Genomic DNA, 18,753 nt, shown 5'->3' with positions numbered 1-18,753 from the left:
GCCGCGCCGAACGCCGCGGAGAGCTCCGGGCCCTGGCCCGCGCCCCAGAGGACGGCGCGGACCTGACCGTCATCGGATCACTGCGGGCCGAGGTCCTTCTCGGCGGCGACGGCGGCGGCCGAGGCGAGGGTCGCGGCGGTGAGGGCGCCCCAGAGCGCGGTCGGGCCGAGGGCGGCGAGGGCGGTGATCGCCGCGGGGGAGACGGCGAGGCCGAAGCCGGTGGAGAGCTGGAAGCGGGCGAGGGCGCGGCCGATCGCGCGGGCCGGGGCGACGGCGGTGACGAGGGCGGTCGCGGTGCCCGCGTAGAGGATCTCGCCGAAGGTGCAGACCAGGGACACCGCCGCGATCGCCGGTGCCGCCCAGCCGTGGCCGAGCAGGGTCGCGGCGAGGAAGCCGAGGTAGGAGACGCTGAGGACCGCGCCGCCGGCCGCGAGCACGGCCCGCCGCGGGTAGCGCGACAGCAGGACCGTGACCGGCACCTGCAACGTGACCACCATGACCGTGTTCGCGACGAAGATGACCGCCGACCAGGCCGGGGAGGCGTCGAGCTGGGTCACCAGGACCAGGGGGAGCGCGATCTCGGGGACGTTGAGGCAGAACGTGTAGACGACGTTGGCGGCCAGCAGGGTCCGCATCCGAGGCAGCGGCCCTGCGGGCTCCTCCCCGCCCTCGGCGTCCGCCGGGTCCGCGCGCAGGCGCACCGACCAGGTCAGGGCCGCCGCCGCGAGGTAGGCGAGCCCGGTGACGGCCGCGAGCGCCTGCAAGGCGGCGGCGCCGCCGGTGAGGAACGCGATGGCGAGGAGCGCGCCCGCGCCCATGCCCGCGTTGCGCAGGGCCCGCCCGGCCGCGAGGGCCGCGTCGCGTTCGCGCCCTTGGGAGACCGTCGCGACCAGGGCCGAGTGGGCAGTGGGCCACGCCTGGTTGCCGACGCCGAGGAGCAGGGCCGCCGCGGCGAACGTCCACACGTTCCCGGCGGGCGAGGCGAGCAGCAGCGCCACGCCCAGCACCCGCACCAGCATGGAGGCCGCCACGACGGTGCTGCGCGCGCCCCGGTCCAGCCACTGCCCCGCGAACGGCGTGCACGCGAGGGCCGCGACGATCCCGGCGGTCATGGCGACGCCGGTGGCGGGCGCGGACAGCTCCAGCACGGTCACGCCGTAGAGCAGCAGGAACGGCCGGAGCAGCCCGGTGCCGATCGCGTCGATCGACAGGGCGACGGCGTAGCGGGGGCCTCCGGAGGCGCGGACGAGGTCGCGCGGCCGGGTCTTCAGGGTGGTCGGCATGGCGTCAACGATGTGGTCGGCCGCCTGCGGGGCCGCATCGATTGACGGTGTTCGTCAACCGACGCGGCCACCGGTCCGGCGACCGCCGACAATGGGGGCATGGTGTTGCGGATCGATATCGGCGGACTGCCGCCCGGGCGGGTGCGGTTCTCGGTGTCCCCGCTGGCGGAGCTGACCGCGATGCTGCACGTGCTGGCCGAGCCCGCGCACCACCCGCAGCACGTCGGGTGGGCCGGGAGCGTCTGGGCCGGGCTGCGGCCGGAGCTGGCCGAGCGGCTCAAGGAGGCGGAGTTCCTCTGGCGCTCTTCGCGAGCGGACTTCCTCGTGCCCGCGCGTCCGCGGCCGACGCTCGCCGAGGAGCTCGACGACGTGGACCGGATCGACGACGAGGCGTACGTGACCGCCGCGCTCGTCACCACCTGCGGCAGCAACCGGGTCCGCTTCGCCGCCCCGTCGCCGCTCGCCGACGCGGCCGCGCGCGACCGGGCGCTGGGCCTCGCCCAGGCCCGCGGCGCGGTCCAGGAGGCGTTCGCGGAGCGGCTGCTCGCGGACCCCGCGGCCGTGCGGGCGCGCGTGCGCAGCACCCTTGAGGAGTGCGCCGAGGCGTTCTTCGACGCCGCCTGGGCCGGGGTCGCCGTGCAGCTCGCCGACGACCGGCGCCTGAAGAGCGATCTGCTGGCGCGCCGGGGCCTCGGTGCGGCGCTCACGTCGGTCTCCAGCGCCGTCGCGCTGGCGCCGGACGGCGGCGTCATCGTCGTGGACAAGCTGCAGGACTCCGCGACCGCCGCCGACGGGGCCGGAGTCACCTTTCTGCCCAGCGTCTTCGGCCGCCCGCATCTGGTCGCGGTCTACGCCGCCGGGTGGCGGCCGGTCGTCCAGTACCCGGTCGCCGAACCGGACGCGCCCGCGCCGGTCTCGCTGGAGACGGTCACGCTGCGGCTGGAGGCCCTCGCGCATCCCGTGCGCCTGCGCCTGCTGCGCACCCTGGCCCGCGGGGCGCACACCACCGGCGAACTCGCCCACGCTTGGGAGCTGTCGCCCCCGGAGGTCTCCCGCCACCTCGCGGTCCTGCGCCGCGCGGGCCTCCTCACCTCCCAGCGCCACGGCCGCTACGTCCGCTACACCCTCAGCCTGTCCGACCTGACCGCGCTCGGCTCCGACCTGCTGGCGGCCGTGCTGCGCTGAGCCCTAGGGCCGGTGCCAGTGGGCGTCGGCTCTGGCGAGGGTGAGGACGCGGGTGACGGTGCCGTCGTCGTTGTCCTTGTCGCGCATGTGCTTGAACCCGATCTTCGCCATGACGGCGAGGGAGGCGGTGTTCTCGGCGGCGACGGTGGCGTGGACGGCGTCGAGGCCGAGCGCGTCGAAGCCGTAGGCGGTGATCGTCTTCGCGAGTTCGGTGCCGAGGCCGCGGCCCCAGGCGCGGTGGGCGAGGGCGTAGATGAGCTCGTGGCCGCCGGAGACCTCGGTCGGCTTGATCTCGGCGTGCCCGACGAGGAACCCGTTCTCGCGGACGGCCCACACGTCGAACGCGCCGGTGTCGTAGACCTTCGAGAAGACCCGCCGGAACAGCGCCCGCACGCTCTCCTCGGGCTCGGGCCCGTCGCCCATGAACCGCGAGACGCGCTCGTCCATGAACAGGGCGACGAAGTCCTCCTCGTCGGAGGGAACGTACCGGTCGAGGACGAGCCGCTCGCTGCGCAGCTCGGGTGATCGGGAGTCCATGACCGGGAAGTCTCGCAGCCGCGCCGCAGGGGCGCAACCGAATTCCGCAGAGGGCCCGCCGCGCGCCCTGTGCTTGCGCGCGGCGGGCCGGGGGAAGGTCTAGACGCCCGTCATCTCGTTGGGCGCGCCCGCGAGCTCCGTCTCGGCGGTGATCTCACCGGTCGCGACGTCCACGGCGTAGATCTTTAGCGCGGCCGGGTCGCTCACGTAGGCCGTGTCGCCGCGGACGAACACCGCGGGGCGGGCCTCCTGCCATTCGAGGGGCTCCTCCCAGGCGTCGACGACCGGGTACGAGGCGGTGACGGCCGCCTGCTCCATGTCGATGACGTGGAGCGCGCCGTCGGTGCCGAGCAGCAGCCCCTCGCCCTCGGGGCCGCGGGCCAGGGAGCGGAAGCTGTAGCTGGTGCCGACGTCGACGAGCGTCAGCTCGCCGGTCACCGTGTCGATGACCGAGACGCGCTCGGGGCGCTCCAGCTCGGCCTCCGGGTCGACCTTGTAGTCGCCGAGCACGAACCTGGAGTCCTCGTGGCCGCGGGAGTTGCCGATGCGGCCGTACTCGTCGGGGCTGTCGATCTTGGTGAGGGCGCCGTCGCGGTAGACGAGCACGCCGTTCTCGCAGCCGACGACGATCGTCTCGTCGGCGGCGGCCGACTCCCCGTGCACGCCGGGGCATTCCTCGCTGCGCGCGATCTCGTTGCGCTCGGCGTCGAGGACCTGGACGCCGGGCCGGAACTCCTCGTCTCCGAGGGTCACGAGCAGCTCGCCGTTCGCCAGCTCAACGGCCACACCGTGATGCGGGTGCTCGGTCGTGAACGTCTCGGTCTCGGGGAGGCCGTCGCCGAGGTCCTGCGGGTCGAAGATCGTGACCTCGCCGGAGCCGTCGGCGAAGAGCACCGTGACGCCCGCGTGGTTGACCACGTGTCCGGCCTCGGCGGCCGGGAACTCGTCGTCGGAGAGCGCGGCGCCGGTCGCGTCGAGGACGCGGAACCCGGTCGGGGTGGTCACGAGCACGTGCTGCCCGTCCCCGGCGGGGTTGAGCCGGTTGAAGCCTTCGAGCGGGAGGTCCTCCACGACTTCGAGCGTCTCGCCGTCGAGGACGTAGATGCCGCCGTCGTAGGTGGCGACGAGCGCGTCGTTGACCTCGACGGGATCGGTCTCGGCGGCCTCCTCGGCGGGGCCGCCGCAGGCGGCGAGCACGAGCCCGGCGCTGAGGAGCGCGGGCGTCCATAGGGTGCGGGTTCTCATGTGGATCCTTTTCTGGGTGTCGGGGCCCGGGGCGGGCCCGCTGATGGGCGGGGTGTCCGTCATTGCGGGGCGAGGTGCTCGGCGATGGCCGCGGTGTTGGCGGCCGCCATTTCGAGGTAGGTCCCGGCGCCCCCGCCGGGTTCGGTGAGGGACTCGGTGAACAGCGGGACGATCGCGATGTCGAGCCCGGTCTCCTCGGCCATGGCCTCGATGAGCCGCTCGGGCTGCGAGGAGTCCGCGAACACGACGGGGACGCCGGAGGCGGCGACGGCGTCGGCGAGGTCCTTCAAGTCGGAACCGCTGGGAGAGGCGAGGGTGGTGCCGCTGGGGATGACCGCGCCGATCACCTCGAAGCCGTACCGCTGCGCCAGGTACCCGAAGACGTGGTGGTTGGTGACGAGCTTGCGATGCTCTGGAGGGATCTGCTCGAACGCCGCGACGGCGTCCGCGTGGAGTTCGTCCACTTGCGAGCGGTACGCGTCCGCGCTGGCGCGGACCTCGTCGGCGTCGACGCCCGCGACGTGCTCGATCACCTTGTCGGCGATGAGGTCCACGGCCTCGCTCACGCGCACCGGGTCGGTCCAGAAGTGCGGGTCGGGCTGCCCCGCGGTCTCGTCGGCGGTGTAGTCGATCGGGTCGACGCGCTCGCCGACCGCGAGGTCGGGCACGCCCGTCGCGACGGCCGCCTCGATGTGGCTGAGGACGCCCTCTTCGAGGCCGAGGCCGTTGTGCACCAGCAGCTCCGCGCGTTCCAGCGATGCGGCCTGCTGTGCGGAGACGCCGAACGAGTGCGGGTCGGCGCCCGCGGCCATGAGGACCGTGACCTCGGTCCGCCCCCCGACGACGTTGCGCACGAGGTCGCCGAGGATGTTCGTGGTGACGACGATGCCGGAGCGGTCCGATCCCGTTGCGGTGCAAGCCGACAGGGCGGCGAGGGCGGGGAGCGACACGAGTGCGCGTCGTGAGAGCGCGGCTACCATCCCGTCTCCACCATGAGGTCGGGCCGGAAGTCCAGGTCGAAGGTGCGGGCCAGGCGCAGTTCGTCCCGGTAGTCGATCTCGTGGACCGCGGCGCCCTCGGGGTCGCTGACGTACGCGCGGGCGGTGTCGACCTGGATCGCGGCGCCGTCGGTGACGGCCATCAGCTCGGTCTGCGCGAGCGCGGCGCCGGTGGCGGGGTCGAAGGAGCGGAGCACGCCGTCCTCCGTGAGGACGAGGACGGGCGAGTCTTCGCCGGTCGCGCTCACCGCGACCGCGTCGGCCAGGTCGTGTGCGGTCCGGTCGAGGGCGGTCCACTCGCGCGCCTTGAGGTCGAGCACGAGGACGCCGCCGTCCCCGGTGCGGGCGGCGAGCATCGGGGTGCCGGGGCGGTGGTGGAGGCCGCCGTCGACGCTCGCTCCTGCGGGATAGGGAATCTTCTCCGCGGTCAGGTCGCCTTCGCCGGAGACCAGCAGCGCCCCGTCGGCGCACGCGAACACGGCGCCGCGGCGGGTGACGGTGGGGGACTGCGGGTCCGGGCAGTCCTCGGCGAGTGCTCGCCCGCCGCCGCCGTCGCGCTCCAGCACGGTCACCGTGCCGTCGTCGATCGCCAGGAGGCGCTGGTCGTAGGGGAGCGCGGCCTGCGCCTCGACCGTCGCGGTCGCCGCGATCTCGCCCGCATCGAGGGATTCGCGGTCGAGCGCCACCGGGCCGTCCGCGCCGTTGACCACGGTGACGGCCGGGTCGCCGACCGAAGCGGACACGTCAGTGTCGAGGTCGCCGACGGCGCGCGGCTCGGTCTTGTAGTAGTGCACGTGGTCGCCGTGGTCGACCGTCCATGCGCCGCTGTCGATCACGTGGGTGGTCGTGCCGTCGGAGACGTACGCGAAGCGGCCGTCGGTGGCGGCCTGCCGCGCCCCGTCGACGTCGGCGACGGCGACCGGCTCCTCCGTCACCGGGTCGAGGAGGAACACCTCGCCCGTGGCGGCGTCGGCGATGACGAGCCGCCACTGCGCCTCGGCGGTCTCCTCGGCGCCCTCGACGTAGCCGTGCGCCGTGGGGGAGGGGTCCTCGGCGGTGTCGCCGGGGCCGCTGGAGCAGCCCGCGAGGACTGCGACGGCGAGGACTGTACAGGCGAGGGCGGCGGCCGGTGCTCTCGTGGGCGGCGGCATTCAGGGTCCTTTCGGTTCTACGGTGGGGCGCAAGGGGAGCCGGTCGCGCACGAGCGCGGCCAGGGCGGAGGCGAAGAAGGAGGCGACGGCGAGCGCGGCGATGGTGGCGCCCGCGGCCGTCCCGAGGTGCCAGGAGGCGAGGAGGCCGCCCGCGGTGGCGGCGCCGCCGAGCAGGGCGGCGCCCGCCATGATGACCGGGATGCGGTCGGCCCACAGAGCCATCGCCGCGGGCGGCGCGATGAGCAGGCCGAAGACGAGCAATGTGCCGACGACGTGGAACGACGCGGCGATGGCGAGCGTCAGGAGCCCGACCATGAGGCCCTGGGCCAGGCCCGGGCGCAGGCCGAGGGTGGCGGCCTTGCGGCGGTCGAAGGCGAGCGCGACGAAGGACCGGTGGCAGGCGGCGGCGATGAGGACGGCCGCGGCGAGGGCGCAGCCGAGGACGACGAGGTCGGCGTGCTGCACCGACAGCACGTCGCCGAACAGGAACCCGGTGAGGTCCACGGCGAACGACTGCGAGCGGGACACGATGATGACGCCCGCCGCGAGCATCCCGACGAACAGCAGCCCGATGCCGGTGTCCTGGGAGAGCCGCTTGGAACGGGAGAGCGCGGTGATGCCGAAGGCCATCGCGAGCGCGCTGAGCGCGGCGCCGAGCAGGAGGTTCCCGCCGAGGAGCGCGGCGACGGCGACGCCCGGGAGCATCCCGTGCGACATGGCGTCGCTCATGAACGCCATGCCGCGCAGCACGACCCATGTGCCCGCGAGCCCGCAGATCGCCGAGACGAGCAGGCCGCCCCACAGGGCGCGCGCCACGAATCCGACTTCGAAGGGGCTGGTCAACCATTCCACGGCCAGAACTATAATGAAAATCGTTTTCGAATTCAAACCGAGGGGGAGTGATCCACAGCATGTCCGCTGCGATCGAGCTGGACGGGGTGAGCGCCCGCTACGGCGCCGCGACCGTGCTCCACGACGTCACCATTGCGGTTCCGCTGCACCGCATCACGGCGGTCACCGGGCACAACGGATCGGGGAAGTCGACCCTCCTCGGCGTCCTCGCCGGGGTCCACCCGCCCGCCTCCGGATCGCTGCGGCGCTCGCACTCGGGCCGCGCGGCATTCGTGGTCCAGCGCAGCGACGCCGCCGACGCCCTCCCGATCACCGTCCGCCAGACCGTCGCGATGGGTCGCTGGGCCCACCGCGGCCCGTGGCGCCCCCTCACCCGCGACGACCGGTCCATCGTGGACCGCTGCATGGACCGCCTCGGCGTCGCCGACCTCGCCGCCCGCCGCCTCGGCACCCTCTCCGGCGGCCAGCGCCAGCGCGTCCTCCTCGCCCAGGGCCTCGCCCAGCAGTCCGACCTGCTCATCCTCGATGAACCGTCCACCGGCCTCGACGCCGCCGCCAAGGACGCCATCACCGCGGTCCTCGCCGAGGAGCGCGCCCGCGGCACCACGATCGTCCACGCCACTCACGACCCCGCCGACGCCGCCGAAGCCGACCACCACCTCGCCCTCGCCCACGGCCGAATCGCCCCCGCGCCGGTCCCCGGCGGAAGCCGCTGAGGCGTCGGAGGGAATAGGGGTGGACGCGGAGGCGTTCCGGCGGGTACAGATGATATGTCAACTAGTTGGAGGTGACGGAGGGCCGTGAACGACTTCAACGACTTCCTGCCCAGCGGCGAGGCCGCCCCCGACCGCTTCGTAGCCGCGACGCACCTGTTCGACGGCGTCGCGGACGGTGTCGCCCCCGGCGGCGTGCCGGCGCCCCGCGAGGAGGGGCCGTTCGAGCGCTGGGAGCGGGCGAACGCCCGTTTCGAGGCCCGCGACTACATCGGGGCCGCGAAGCTCCTCGCCGCGCTCGTCGAGGAGGCCCCCGGCCCGACCGGGCCCCGCCTCCTGCTCGCCCGCGCCTACTACCACTCCGCGCAGCTGCGCCGGGCCGAGGAGCAGCTCCGCGAGCTCATCGACCGCGACCCGGTCGAGCACTACGCCCACCTGCTGCTCGCCCGCACCCTCGAACGCCAGGGCCGCCACGACGAGGCCGCGTCCTGGAAGCGCATGGCCGCCGCCTTCGGCGTCGCGGCCGCCGAGTAGCCCGAGCCACCGGCCGGGCGCCGAACGGCGCCCGGCCCCACCGAACGAGCGGAGAATGAACCACATGACCGCAACGACCGCCCGCACCCTCGACCGGATCGAGGACGCCCGCCGCCTGGGGCCCGACTCCCAGGTCGACGACAAGGCGCTGGCCTTCGCGCCCAACGACCCCGCGCTCACCGACCCGTTCCTCATCATGGCCGAGGACTGGTTCTCCGAGCCCGGCTTCGAATGGCACCCGCACCGCGGGCTCGAAACCGTCACGCTCGTCATCGACGGCGTGCTCGAACACGGCGACAACCTCGGGCACGCGGGCGCCCTCGAACCGGGGGAGGTGCAGTGGATGACCGCCGGGAAGGGCATCGTCCACCGCGAGCTCGCCTACCGCAACGAGCACGCGCACACCCTCCAGCTCTGGCTCAACCTGCCCAAGGCCAAGAAGCTCACCGACTCCCGCTACCAGGACCTCACGCTCGCCAAGATGCGGCGCTTCGAGGCGCCGGGCGTCTCGATCGACGTCCACGCGGGCACCGTCGCGGGCGTGACCGGGACGGCGCAGACCCACCAGCCGGTGCAGGGCCTGCTCGCCGCGATCGACCCGCAGTCGTCCTTCGACCTCGCCGTCCCAGGGGAGCACCGGCTGTTCGCGCACGTGGTCGCGGGCCGCGCGCTCGTCGGCGGACGCGAGGTCGCCGCCGGGCAGACCGGCTGGTCCGATCCCGTTGCGGGCGTTGACGAGACGGTGCTGCACCTGGCCGTCCCCGACGGCGACGCCCCGGCGCGCATCATGGTCTACAGCGGCACGCCGCTGCGCGAGCCCGTCGCGTTCGGCGGCCCGTTCGTCATGAACAGCCGCACCGAGATCGCCCAGGCGTTCCAGGACTTCCAGTCCGGCGCCTTCGGCCCGGTCCCGCGCACCGCCCGCCTCGCCTACGACCGCTGACGCCGCGGCACCTGCTCGCGCTGCGCCTCTTTCGAGAACCGACCGCGGATGCGGCCGGCGTCCATGATCGTAGGACTAAGCTCGTCGACATATAGATGATGTGACAACCAGTTCGAACGGCAGGTGGTCCAGGTGAGCAACACGGAGACGGCCCCGGAGGCGGTGCGGTGCGTGCCGCCCGTCGGCGCCGCGGGCGGTGTCGAAGTCCTCGAAGCCCGCGAAGTCCCCCTCGGCGGCCCCCGGGCGCTGCTGGTCCGGCGCACCCTCCCGCAGCGGGCCCGCACCCTCATCGGCGCCTGGTGCTTCGCCGACCACTACGGCCCGGTCGCGGTCCCGGAGACCGGCGGCATGGACGTGGCGCCGCACCCGCACACCGGCCTCCAGACCGTCAGCTGGCTCTTCAGCGGCGAGATCGAGCACCGCGACAGCCTCGGCACCCACGCGCTCATCCGCCCCGGCGAGATGAACCTCATGACCGGCGGCCGCGGCATCGCCCACTCCGAGGTCTCCACCCCCGCCACCACCGTCGTCCACGGCGTCCAGCTGTGGGTCGCGCTCCCCGAGGCCGACCGGCACGCGGGCCGCGACTTCCAGCACTACGTGCCCGAACCGGTGCACGTCGAGGGCGCGGAGATCCGGGTCTTCCTCGGCGCGCTGGCCGGGTCCGCCTCGCCGGTCCGCACGTTCACGCCGCTGCTGGGCGCCCAGATCGACCTCGCGCCGCGCTCCACTGCGGTGCTCGACGTCGACCGCTCCTTCGAACACGGCGTGCTCGTCGACGCGGGGGAGGTCCGCCTCGACGGCACCCTGCTCCGCCACGCCGAACTCGGCTACGCCGCGCCCGGGGCCGCGACCCTGACCCTGGCGAACGACGCCGACGCCCCGGCGCGGCTGATCCTGCTCGGCGGCCCGCCGTTCGAGGAGGAGATCGTCATGTGGTGGAACTTCATCGCCCGCACCCACGACGAGATCGTGGAGGCCCGCGACGAGTGGGAGGCCGCCACCGACCGCTTCGGCGCCGTCGAGGGCTACCCCGGCAGCCGCCTCCCCGCGCCACCGCTGCCGAACGCCGTCATCATGCCCCGGCGCAACCCGCCGCCGCCCGAGCGGACCGATGAGTACTCGGAAGAGACCACGGCCGAGCCGGTCGTGCGCCGCGTCGACGCTGAGCGGCGCTACGAGATCGCGGTCGACGGCGCCCGCGCGGGCCTGACCGCCTACCGCGACCGCGGCGGCCAGCGGATCTTCTACCACACCGAAGTGGACAAATCCTTCGCCCGGAAGGGCCTGGCGTCCACACTGGTCGAGCAGGCGCTCCTCGACGCGCGCGAAGCCGGGATGCGCATCGTCCCCGTCTGCCCGTACGTCGCCCGCTTCGTCAAGAGGCACCCCGAGTTCGCCGAGGCCGTCGACCGGCCCTCGCCGCAGGTCCTCCACTGGCTGGAGGCCGAACTCGGCCCGCAGCAGTGAACGGCCGCCCGCCGGGCTCGCGCAGAGCCCGGCGGGCGGCCGGTCCGTTCTAGAGGGACGCGAACGCGTCCTTGTGGGCCGCAAGCCATTCGCGGAAGGTCTTGAGCTGCGGGTTGAGCTCGCGGACCTTCGCGAGGTCGCGGCGGCCGGTGAACTCCGCGTCGAACTCGGCGTAGTACTGGAACATGTTGCCGATCTCCTCGGCGGCCGGGAACCCGGCGGCGCGCAGGTCGTCGAACGGGACGGCGTAGTAGTGGACGGGCTCGCCGACCGCCTCGGTGAAGGCCGCGGCGAGCTCGGCGCCGGTGAGGTGCTCGCCCGCGATGGACACGGTCTCGCCCGCGAGTTCCGTGCCGCGCTTGAAGATCCCGTAGGCGGTGCGTCCGATGTCCTCGGAGGCGATCCCGGCGAGCCTGCTCTCGCCCATGGCCATCGCGAGGACGAGGCTCCCGTCCTCCTGGCGCTGGGGGCCGAAGCCGGTGAGGAAGCCGTCCCAGTAGAACGTGGTCTGGAGGAACGTCGTCGGCACCCCGGCTTGAGTGAACAGGGCGTTCGCGTCGCCCTTGACGTCGAAGTGCGGGACCTTGTACTCGCCGAGGAGGGTCGGCATCCGGTCGTCGTCCAGGGGCACGGACTTGCGCGTGTCCTCCAGTGTGGACCAGATCGCGTGCTGCACGCCCGCGGTCTCGGCCGCCTGCGCGAGGTTCCGCGCCTGGTCGTACTCGCGCTGGGGCGACATGTGCTCCCAGAAGTTGGTGACCAGGAACGCTCCGTACGCGCCCTCGAACGCCTTCGCGAGGCTCGCCTCGTCGTCCAGGTCGGCGTGCACGACCTCGGCGCCGAGCGCGGCCAGTTCCTTCGCCTTCTCGGAGTCCGGGTTGCGGGTGATCGCCCGGACCGCGAACGCGGAGCCCGGATCGGCGAGGATCGCGTGCGCGAGGCCCCCGCCCTGCTGCCCGGTGGCGCCGACGACCGCGATGATCTGCTTGTCTGCCATGGTCTTCACCTTCCACGTACTCGGGTCGCCATGTCTCGGATTCCGGAAATACATGACGTATCAATTACCGTAGCGCTAGTTAGATGACGCGTCAACTAGAAGGTAGAATGGTGGCGTGAACGACACCGACCCGGGCGCGGTCCCCTGGCTGAGCGCCGACGAGCAGCGCTCGTGGCGCGCCTTCGTGCGCCTGCACATGAAGCTCACCGCGCGCATGGCCGCCGACCTCCAGGCGCACTCGGGGCTGTCGTCCTCCGACTTCGAGGTGCTCGTGGCGCTCACCGACGTGCCCGAGGGCCGCGTCCGCTTCCAGGACCTCGCCAAGGGGATCGACTGGGAGCAGAGCCGCCTCTCCCACCAGATCCGCCGCATGGCCAAGCGCGACCTCGTCGCCCGCGAGGAGTGCGAGGAGGACGGCCGCGGCGCCTACGTCGCCATCAGCGCGCACGGCCGCGCCGTCATCGAAGCCGCCGCCCCCAAGCACGTCGCCACCGTGCGCCGCCTCGTCCTCGACGCCCTCACCCCGGAGGAGTTCGCCGAACTCGGACGCCTCTCCGCGAAGGTCACCGACCAGATCGAGCGCACCCGGCCCTGACGGGCGGCCTCCGGCCCCCCGTCAGGGCGATCGCCTTGCGGCTCAGACCCATTCGGGGACCTGGGCGTAGCGGGCGCCGAAGCCGCCGGTCGGGAGGATCTCCTTGATCGCGGCGAGGTCGGCGTCCGTGAGCTCGACGTCGGCTGCAGCAGTGTTCTCCTCAATGCGGGACCGGCTGCGGGAGCCGGGGATCGGGACGATGTAGTCCTTCTGCCGGAGCACCCACGCGAGCGCGAGCTGCGGGACGGTGATCCCCTTGGCGCGGGCCAGCTCGCCGAGCCGCTCGACCGCGGCGACGTTCTGCTCGAAGTTCCCCGGCGCCCAGCGCGGGTCGTTGCGGCGCATGTCGTCCTCGTCGTACTCGTCGGCGGGCTTGGCACCGCCGGTGATGAAGCCGCGGCCCAGCGGCGAGTAGGCGACGAAGCCGATGCCGAGCTCTTCGAGGACGGGGAACAGCTGCTCCACGTCCCGCTCGAACAGGGAGTACTCGGTCTGGAGGACCGAGACGGGCTGGACGGCGTGCGCCTTGCGGATGGTCTCGGGCCCGGCCTCGGAGAGGCCGAAGTACTTGACCTTCCCGGCGTCGATCAGCTCCTTGACCGTCCCGGCCACGTCCTCGATCGGCACGTCGGGGTCGACGCGGTGCTGGTAGAACACGTCGAGGACGTCGGTGCCGAGGTAGCGGAGGCTGTTGTCGGCGACCTTGCGGATGTTCTCCGGGCGGCTGTTCAGGCCCCAGCCCTGCGAGAGGTCGGCGAGGTCGAAGCCGAACTTCGTGGCGATGACGATCTCGTCGCGGAAGTCCTTCACGGCCTCGCCGAGGAGCCGCTCGTTGGAGCCGGTGCCCCAGCCGTAGAGCTCGGCGGTGTCGAAGAAGTCGACGCCCAGCTCATGGGCGCGGCGGATGGTCGCGCGGCCCTCGGTCTCGTCGCCGGGGCCGTAGGCCATGGTCAGGCCCATGGTGCCGTAGCCGATCGCCGAGACGCGGAGGCCTTGCGTGCCGAGTGCGCGGTGCTGCATGACAGTTCCCTTCATCAAACCAAACGGTTCGGTTTGAACCGTACTCCGGGAACCCTGCGATCGTCAAACCGAACGGTTCGGGCAGGTATGCTGGGCATATGCCGCCCACGACCAGCCCCGAAGCCACGCGCGACCGCATCCTCGCGGCCGCGCGCACCGAGTTCGCACGCTACGGAATCGCGGGCGCCCGCATCGACCGAATCGCGAAAGCGGCGAAGACCAGCAAGGAGCGCGTCTACGCCTACTTCAAGAGCAAGGAGGCCCTCTACCGGCACGTCTCGGCCGCGGAGCTGAGCGCCATCGTCGAGGCCACGCGCATGGACCCCGCCGACCTGCCCGGCTACGCGGGCCGCCTCCACGACTACTACGCCGCCCACCCCGAGCGGTACCGGCTCATGCAGTGGGGCCGCCTCGAACTCGACCCCGGCGACACCGAGGACCCGATCCGCGCGACCATGGCCGGCAAGCTCGAACGCGTCGCCAAGGCGCAGGTGGACGGCCTGCTCGACCCGTCCTGGGACCCCATCGACATCGTGGTGCTGCTCAACCAGATCGCCGCCTCATGGGCCGGAACGATCGACTTCCTCCCCGCCGACCCGGCCGAGCGCGAGCAGTACCTCCGCGACCGCCGCGCCGCCGTCGTCACCGCCGTCGGCAGGCTCTTCCCCGCCGCGCGCTGACCCCGCGACCCGCGCTACGCCGCGATCATGAGCCACAGGACCGCGACGCTCAGCGCCAGGAACCCCAAGGGCCCGGAGAAGTTGTGGAACACCCGCTCCTTCACGTGCAGCGCCGTCGCCAGCACGAAGAACACCACCAGCCCGACCGCGGCCGCGACCCCCAGCGGCCGCCACACGAACCCGGCCGCCAGCCCCAGCGCCGCCGCGCCCTTCACGACCCCCAGGAACGGCAGCCACGAGTCCGGCACCCCCACCGCCCGCGAGTTCCGCTTCACCCACGCCGCGCCCATGAAGTTCGCAACGGACTCCACCGCGTTGGCGGCGATGGCGATCACGGTGACGACGACAAGGGCGACGAGCATCGGGCGGTCCTCCGGTCTGCTCCGGCGGCACCTCCGCCGGACGCTCCAAGTCTCGGACCGATCCCGCCGCACGTCCAATACCAGTATCGATAACCTGTGGTTATGGATGTCGACACGCGGCTGCTGCGCTCCTTCGCCACCGTCGCCGAGGAAGGGAACCTCACCCGCGCCGCCGAACGGCTCTACCTCTCCCAGCCCGCGCTCACCAAGCAGATCCGCCAGCTCGAATCCCAGCTCGGCGCCGTCCTCTTCGAACGCTCCAAGCACGGCATGGCCCTGACCGGCCCCGGCGAAGCCCTCGCCGCCGCCGCACCGGCCGTCCTCGCCTCCTGGGACACCGCCCGCCGCGCCGTGCGCGCCGCCGACGCCGAAGCCTCCCGCGTGCTCCGCGTCAGCTTCCTCGCCAGCGCCGCCAACGAGAAGACCCAGCCCATCATCGCCGCCTTCCGCGAACGCCGCCCCGACTGGCGCGTCGAACTCCGCCAGGCCGGCTGGGGCGACCCCGTCGCCGGACTCGTCTCCGGCGACGTCGACGCGGGCTTCATGCGCCTGCCGTTCCCCCGCCAGGACGAGTACGAGGTGCTCCCGCTCCTCACCGAGCCCCGCTGCATCGCCATGGCCGCGAACCACCCACTCGCGCAACGCGAATCGCTCACCATGGCCGACCTCCTCGACGAGCCCTTCATCGCCGCCCCCGCCGCGACCGGCGCCTTCCGCGACCACTGGATCGCCGCCGACGCCCGCGGCGGACGGCCCGTGCGCATCGGCGCCGTGACCGAGCACCCCGACGACTGGCTCACCGCCATCGCCAACGGCGACGGCATCGCCCTCGCCCCCGCGAGCGCCGCCCGCTACTACGCCCGACCCGACATCGCCTACCGCGACATCTCCGGCGTCGCGCCCAGCGAGGTCGCCCTGGTGTGGCCCAAGGGCGCCGGCGCCTCCGGCCCGCTCGCCGACTTCATCGCGGCGGCGGCCGCGCTGGCGGACTGACCGGGGCCCGAGCGGGTCGGCTACTGTGCGGTCGGGCGGCGCCGTGCCGCCGACTGGGGGAGTGCGGATGGGACGCGACCGGGGCGGTGCCTGTTGACGGGCGGGCTGCTGTGGGGCTTGACGGGGCTGGCGCTGCTCGACTCGATCAACGCCGCCACTATCTGGATCGTCATCGTGATCCTGCTGGGGGCGAGGCGTCCCGCGCCGACCGGGTGGGCGTTCATGCTCGGGGCGGCCGCGTCGTTCCTGGCCTTCACGCTGTTGTTCTATTTCGGACTGTCGTTCGCGGACTCGGTGTTCGACGGCGTCTCGCTGTGGCTGCGCCGCCTGCTGTTCGCCGGTCTGGCGGTGGCGCTGGCGGTCATGGGCGCGCGCAGGCTCAGGCCGCGGGAGCGGAAGGGCTTCACGCTGCCGCCGTGGGTGAACGCCTGGAGCGCACTGCCGTTCGGGGTGCTCGCCACCGCGGGCGACCTCCCCAACGCGTTCCCGATGGTCCTGGCCGTCGAACGCCTCATCGACGCCGGCGTCGCTGCGCCGATCGCAGTGATCGTCCTCGTCGGCTACACGCTCGTCTACGCGCTGCCTTCGGCGCTGATCCTCGCGGCCGGGCTCGCGTTCAACGAGGAGCTGCGCGAGCAGCTCCAGTCGATGCTGAGCGGCCACACCACCGGCACCGCCCCGCCGAGCCCGAAGACGGCCGCGGCCTGCTTCGCGGGCGCCGCCGCGAGCCTCGCCGTGCTGCTCCTGTGGGTCGGCTGATCCCGTCCGCTCCGCTTGAAACGCGGTGGAACCGGGCGCCGCCTCACTCCCTGGGGTGAGGCCGGATATCGCTCCGCGGGTTGAGGACCCGCGGGGGAGCGGGGTGGTGTCATGCGGGGATGACCCGACGCATCCCCGACATCGACGTCGTCCGCGGCCTCGCCCTGGCCGGGCTGCCGCTCGTGAACCTGGCGCTGACCTTCGGCGACGGCTTCCCCGCGCCCGATCCCGTCTCCTCCTTCATCTACGACAACCTCGTCTACCAGCGGTTCCTCACGATCTTCTGCTTCCTCTTCGGCGTCAGCTTCGCGCTGATCCTGGAATCGGCCTCCCGGCGCGCGCCCCGGCCTCGCCTCCTGCTCGTGCGAAGACTGGCGGCGCTGTTCGCGATCGGCGTCTTCCAGGCGCTCGCCCTCGACGGCAACCTCCAGCTCGCCGTCTACGCCGTCCTCGGCCTGGCGGCGCTCCTGCCGCTCTCCTACCTGCCGCGACGCTACGTGCTCCTCGCGGGCCTGGCGCTCGTGGCCGCCTCGATGCCGATCACCGAACTCGACCCGCAGAGCCACGGCAGCCCGGTGAAGGTCCTGTTCGAATGGAGCGGGCTGCTCGCCCTCGGATACTCGTCGGTGCGCTACGGCCTCCACACCGGCCTGGCGCGGCACGGCCGCCGCCTCCTCGTATGCCTCACGGCCGCAACCGCACTCGCCGCCATATCCATAGTGGTGCAACCGGACACCGGGACGATCCCGGGCGCGGTGCTCGCCGAAGCGGGCCTGCTCGCGACCTCCGCCGCCTACGTCCTCGGCGCACTGCTCCTCCTCCGCACCCGCGCCGCAGCGGCCCTGACCGCGTTCCTGGCACCGATCGGCCGGATGGCCCTGACCTGCTTCCTCACCCAGGCCGCCGCCGCAGTCGCCTTCGCCGCCCTCGCCGACGTGCAGGACTGGAACTACGCCGCCCTGACCTTCGGCGGCACCGCAATCCTCATCACGGCCCAATCCCTCGCGTGCACCCTGTGGCTGCGCCGCTTCCGCTACGGCCCGGTCGAATGGACCTGGCGCTGCGCCACCGAACTGAAGCCGGTGCCCATGCGGCGCGAGCACCCGGCGCACGCCGTGGGGTAGGGCGGTCCGTACCTCCGGTCGGGGGGTTTGCGAGGTCGACCGGAGTCGTTGCGGCCCATAGGGTCCGATACATGAGAAGACGCATCATCACCGCCGCGGCGACCGCCGTGGGGCTCGTCGCCGGGTTGGCGGCCGTGCAGGTCGCCAACGCCGACGCCGATCGGCCGGGCCGGGCCCTCGACACCGGGCTGCTGGAGGAGCGCCTCGCCGAGGTCGCCGCGCTGACCGACGGGTCGGTCGTGGTCGAGGTCCGCGAAGGGCGCCAGACCTGGAAGGGCGCGGCCGGGCCGCGGAGCCTGGAGGAGGACGCCCCCGACGCGCGGGCGGGAGACCGCGTGCGCGTCGGCAGCGTCACCAAGTCGATGGTCGCGGCCGTCGTCCTCCAGCTCGACGGCGAGGGCGAACTCGACCTCGACGACCCGATCGACCGGTACCTCCCCGGGCTCCTGCCCTACGAGGAGCAGCCCACGGTCCGCCAGCTCCTCGGCCACACCGGCGGCGTCCCCGACTGGGTCGCCGTCGTCTACCCCGGCATGGAGGACGGCGACCTGGCCGAGGTCCGCGAAGGCTACGAGACCTATTACGAGCCTGAGGAACTCGTCGCCATCGCCGCCGCCGAGGACCCGTCGTTCCCGCCCGGCGACGGCTGGGCCTACTCCAACACCGGGTACACGCTGCTGGGCCTGCTCATCGAGGAGCGCACCGGGGAGACCCTGCGCCACGAGCTGCACGAGCGGATCTTCACGCCCGCCGGACTGGACCGCACCGACCTCCCGCGCCCGGACACGTCCGGCATCCGCGGCCCGCACTCGGTCCCGTACATCAGCACCGGCGACCCCGACGAGCCGTACTTCGACGCCACGGCCGCCTCGTACTCGCAGCTGTGGGCCTCCGGCGGGGTGGTGTCCACCGTGCACGACGTCAACGACTTCTACGACGCGCTCACCGACGGGACCCTGCTGACGGCTGACCAGCTCGCCGAGGCGACCGCGTTCGCCGACACCGGCACCGGCTTCCAGTACGGGCTCGGCCTCGGCGCCATCGCGCTCGACTGCCCCGGCGGGGAAGAACGCTTCCTCGGCCACGCCGGGGACGGCATGGGCCACCTGACCCGCACGTTCCACTCCTTCGACGGCGACCGGCAGGTCACCGTCTCGTGGAGCACCGACGACAAGCACGGCTACCACGACCCCGGCCGGTTCGACGGGGCGGTCTTCGCGCTCCTCGCCGCCGGGCTCTGCCCCGCGTCCGAGTGAACCGGCGCCGCCCGGCGCCGCACGAGGCGCCGGGCGGCGGCCGGTCGGAGGGCGGA

General features: G+C 73.0%; 20 protein-coding genes and 1 pseudogene. 12 read left to right on the top strand and 9 right to left on the bottom strand.

The genetic code is table 11. The annotated features are described in order from the left end of the window. Positions 1 to 77: 77 nt before the first annotated feature. A complete protein-coding gene (locus B0I28_RS10705) occupies positions 78 to 1,283 on the bottom strand; it encodes an MFS transporter (protein ID WP_106363800.1) in 1,206 nt (401 codons plus the stop codon). Between the two features lie 99 nt (positions 1,284 to 1,382). On the opposite strand from B0I28_RS10705, the gene B0I28_RS10700 reads away from it, so the two are divergent. Further along, complete coding sequence (locus B0I28_RS10700; protein WP_106363799.1) at positions 1,383 to 2,468, top strand: helix-turn-helix domain-containing protein; 1,086 nt, start codon at positions 1,383 to 1,385, stop codon at positions 2,466 to 2,468. Between the two features lie 3 nt (positions 2,469 to 2,471). Here the strand turns inward: B0I28_RS10700 and B0I28_RS10695 are convergent, their stop codons facing one another. From B0I28_RS10695 to aztB, 5 genes are all read right to left on the bottom strand, one after another. Further along, a complete protein-coding gene (locus tag B0I28_RS10695; protein WP_106363798.1) occupies positions 2,472 to 3,005 on the bottom strand; it encodes a GNAT family N-acetyltransferase in 534 nt (177 codons plus the stop codon). Between the two features lie 99 nt (positions 3,006 to 3,104). After that, positions 3,105 to 4,250 (bottom strand): zinc metallochaperone AztD, encoded by a 1,146-nt coding sequence (gene aztD / locus B0I28_RS10690; RefSeq protein WP_106363797.1) that lies wholly within the window; start codon positions 4,248 to 4,250, stop codon positions 3,105 to 3,107. Between the two features lie 59 nt (positions 4,251 to 4,309). Beyond that, positions 4,310 to 5,230: a zinc ABC transporter substrate-binding protein AztC gene (gene aztC / locus B0I28_RS10685; protein ID WP_106363796.1), complete on the bottom strand. Its 921-nt coding sequence runs from the start codon at positions 5,228 to 5,230 to the stop codon at positions 4,310 to 4,312. Next, a complete protein-coding gene (locus B0I28_RS10680) occupies positions 5,224 to 6,399 on the bottom strand; it encodes a hypothetical protein (RefSeq protein ID WP_106363795.1) in 1,176 nt (391 codons plus the stop codon). Before B0I28_RS10680 ends, aztC begins: the two co-directional genes overlap by 7 nt. Next, entirely contained in the window at positions 6,400 to 7,251 is an 852-nt protein-coding gene (gene aztB, locus B0I28_RS10675) for a zinc ABC transporter permease AztB (RefSeq protein WP_106363794.1), read from the bottom strand. A 59-nt stretch (positions 7,252 to 7,310) separates the two neighbouring features. On the opposite strand from aztB, the gene aztA reads away from it, so the two are divergent. From aztA to B0I28_RS28445, 5 genes and pseudogenes are all read left to right on the top strand, one after another. Then, positions 7,311 to 7,967 (top strand): zinc ABC transporter ATP-binding protein AztA, encoded by a 657-nt coding sequence (aztA, locus tag B0I28_RS10670; protein ID WP_106363963.1) that lies wholly within the window; start codon positions 7,311 to 7,313, stop codon positions 7,965 to 7,967. Positions 7,968 to 8,051: 84 nt separating this feature from the next. Next, positions 8,052 to 8,498 carry a tetratricopeptide repeat protein gene (locus B0I28_RS10665; RefSeq protein ID WP_245888937.1) on the top strand — a complete coding sequence of 149 codons (447 nt, stop codon included), beginning with the start codon at positions 8,052 to 8,054 and terminating at the stop codon, positions 8,496 to 8,498. Positions 8,499 to 8,562: 64 nt separating this feature from the next. After that, positions 8,563 to 9,441: a pirin family protein gene (locus tag B0I28_RS10660; protein WP_106363961.1), complete on the top strand. Its 879-nt coding sequence runs from the start codon at positions 8,563 to 8,565 to the stop codon at positions 9,439 to 9,441. A gap of 132 nt (positions 9,442 to 9,573) precedes the next feature. After that, positions 9,574 to 10,542: pseudogene (locus B0I28_RS10655) on the top strand (pirin family protein); the annotation flags it as partial. Then, complete coding sequence (locus tag B0I28_RS28445) at positions 10,519 to 10,911, top strand: GNAT family N-acetyltransferase (RefSeq protein ID WP_342761206.1); 393 nt, start codon at positions 10,519 to 10,521, stop codon at positions 10,909 to 10,911. The pseudogene B0I28_RS10655 and the gene B0I28_RS28445, both read left to right, overlap by 24 nt. Before the next feature lie 49 nt (positions 10,912 to 10,960). On the opposite strand, the gene B0I28_RS10650 is transcribed toward B0I28_RS28445, so the two are convergent. Further along, entirely contained in the window at positions 10,961 to 11,908 is a 948-nt protein-coding gene (locus B0I28_RS10650) for an NmrA/HSCARG family protein (RefSeq protein WP_106363793.1), read from the bottom strand. Between the two features lie 115 nt (positions 11,909 to 12,023). Between B0I28_RS10650 and B0I28_RS10645 the strand changes: the two genes are divergently transcribed. Next, positions 12,024 to 12,503: a MarR family winged helix-turn-helix transcriptional regulator gene (locus B0I28_RS10645; protein ID WP_219926689.1), complete on the top strand. Its 480-nt coding sequence runs from the start codon at positions 12,024 to 12,026 to the stop codon at positions 12,501 to 12,503. A gap of 42 nt (positions 12,504 to 12,545) precedes the next feature. Here the strand turns inward: B0I28_RS10645 and B0I28_RS10640 are convergent, their stop codons facing one another. Then, positions 12,546 to 13,523, bottom strand: a complete 978-nt coding sequence (locus B0I28_RS10640; RefSeq protein ID WP_106363792.1) for an aldo/keto reductase — start codon at positions 13,521 to 13,523, stop codon at positions 12,546 to 12,548. A 98-nt stretch (positions 13,524 to 13,621) separates the two neighbouring features. On the opposite strand from B0I28_RS10640, the gene B0I28_RS10635 reads away from it, so the two are divergent. After that, positions 13,622 to 14,203 (top strand): TetR/AcrR family transcriptional regulator, encoded by a 582-nt coding sequence (locus B0I28_RS10635; RefSeq protein WP_106363791.1) that lies wholly within the window; start codon positions 13,622 to 13,624, stop codon positions 14,201 to 14,203. Positions 14,204 to 14,217: 14 nt separating this feature from the next. Here the strand turns inward: B0I28_RS10635 and B0I28_RS10630 are convergent, their stop codons facing one another. Continuing rightward, entirely contained in the window at positions 14,218 to 14,565 is a 348-nt protein-coding gene (locus B0I28_RS10630; protein ID WP_106363790.1) for a DoxX family protein, read from the bottom strand. Between the two features lie 102 nt (positions 14,566 to 14,667). Between B0I28_RS10630 and B0I28_RS10625 the strand changes: the two genes are divergently transcribed. The 4 genes from B0I28_RS10625 (at position 14,668) to B0I28_RS10610 (ending at position 18,697) form a co-directional block, all read left to right on the top strand. Next, the gene (locus B0I28_RS10625) at positions 14,668 to 15,558 is read left to right on the top strand and encodes a LysR family transcriptional regulator (RefSeq protein WP_106363789.1); all 891 of its coding nucleotides are present in this window, start codon (positions 14,668 to 14,670) and stop codon (positions 15,556 to 15,558) included. Positions 15,559 to 15,651: 93 nt separating this feature from the next. After that, entirely contained in the window at positions 15,652 to 16,317 is a 666-nt protein-coding gene (locus tag B0I28_RS10620) for a GAP family protein (protein ID WP_181245744.1), read from the top strand. A gap of 119 nt (positions 16,318 to 16,436) precedes the next feature. Then, positions 16,437 to 17,441, top strand: coding sequence for a DUF418 domain-containing protein (locus B0I28_RS10615; RefSeq protein ID WP_106363787.1), 1,005 nt, complete (start codon positions 16,437 to 16,439; stop codon positions 17,439 to 17,441). 71 nt (positions 17,442 to 17,512) lie between these two features. Then, on the top strand, positions 17,513 to 18,697 hold the full coding sequence (locus tag B0I28_RS10610; protein WP_181245743.1) for a serine hydrolase domain-containing protein: 1,185 nt from the start codon (positions 17,513 to 17,515) through the stop codon (positions 18,695 to 18,697). Positions 18,698 to 18,753 lie beyond the last annotated feature (56 nt).

This window comes from Glycomyces artemisiae, assembly GCF_003002955.1.
GTDB lineage: Bacteria > Actinomycetota > Actinomycetes > Mycobacteriales > Micromonosporaceae > Glycomyces > Glycomyces artemisiae.
Note: the sequence above shows the minus strand (reverse complement) of the source record. Positions and strands in the feature narration are given on the sequence as shown.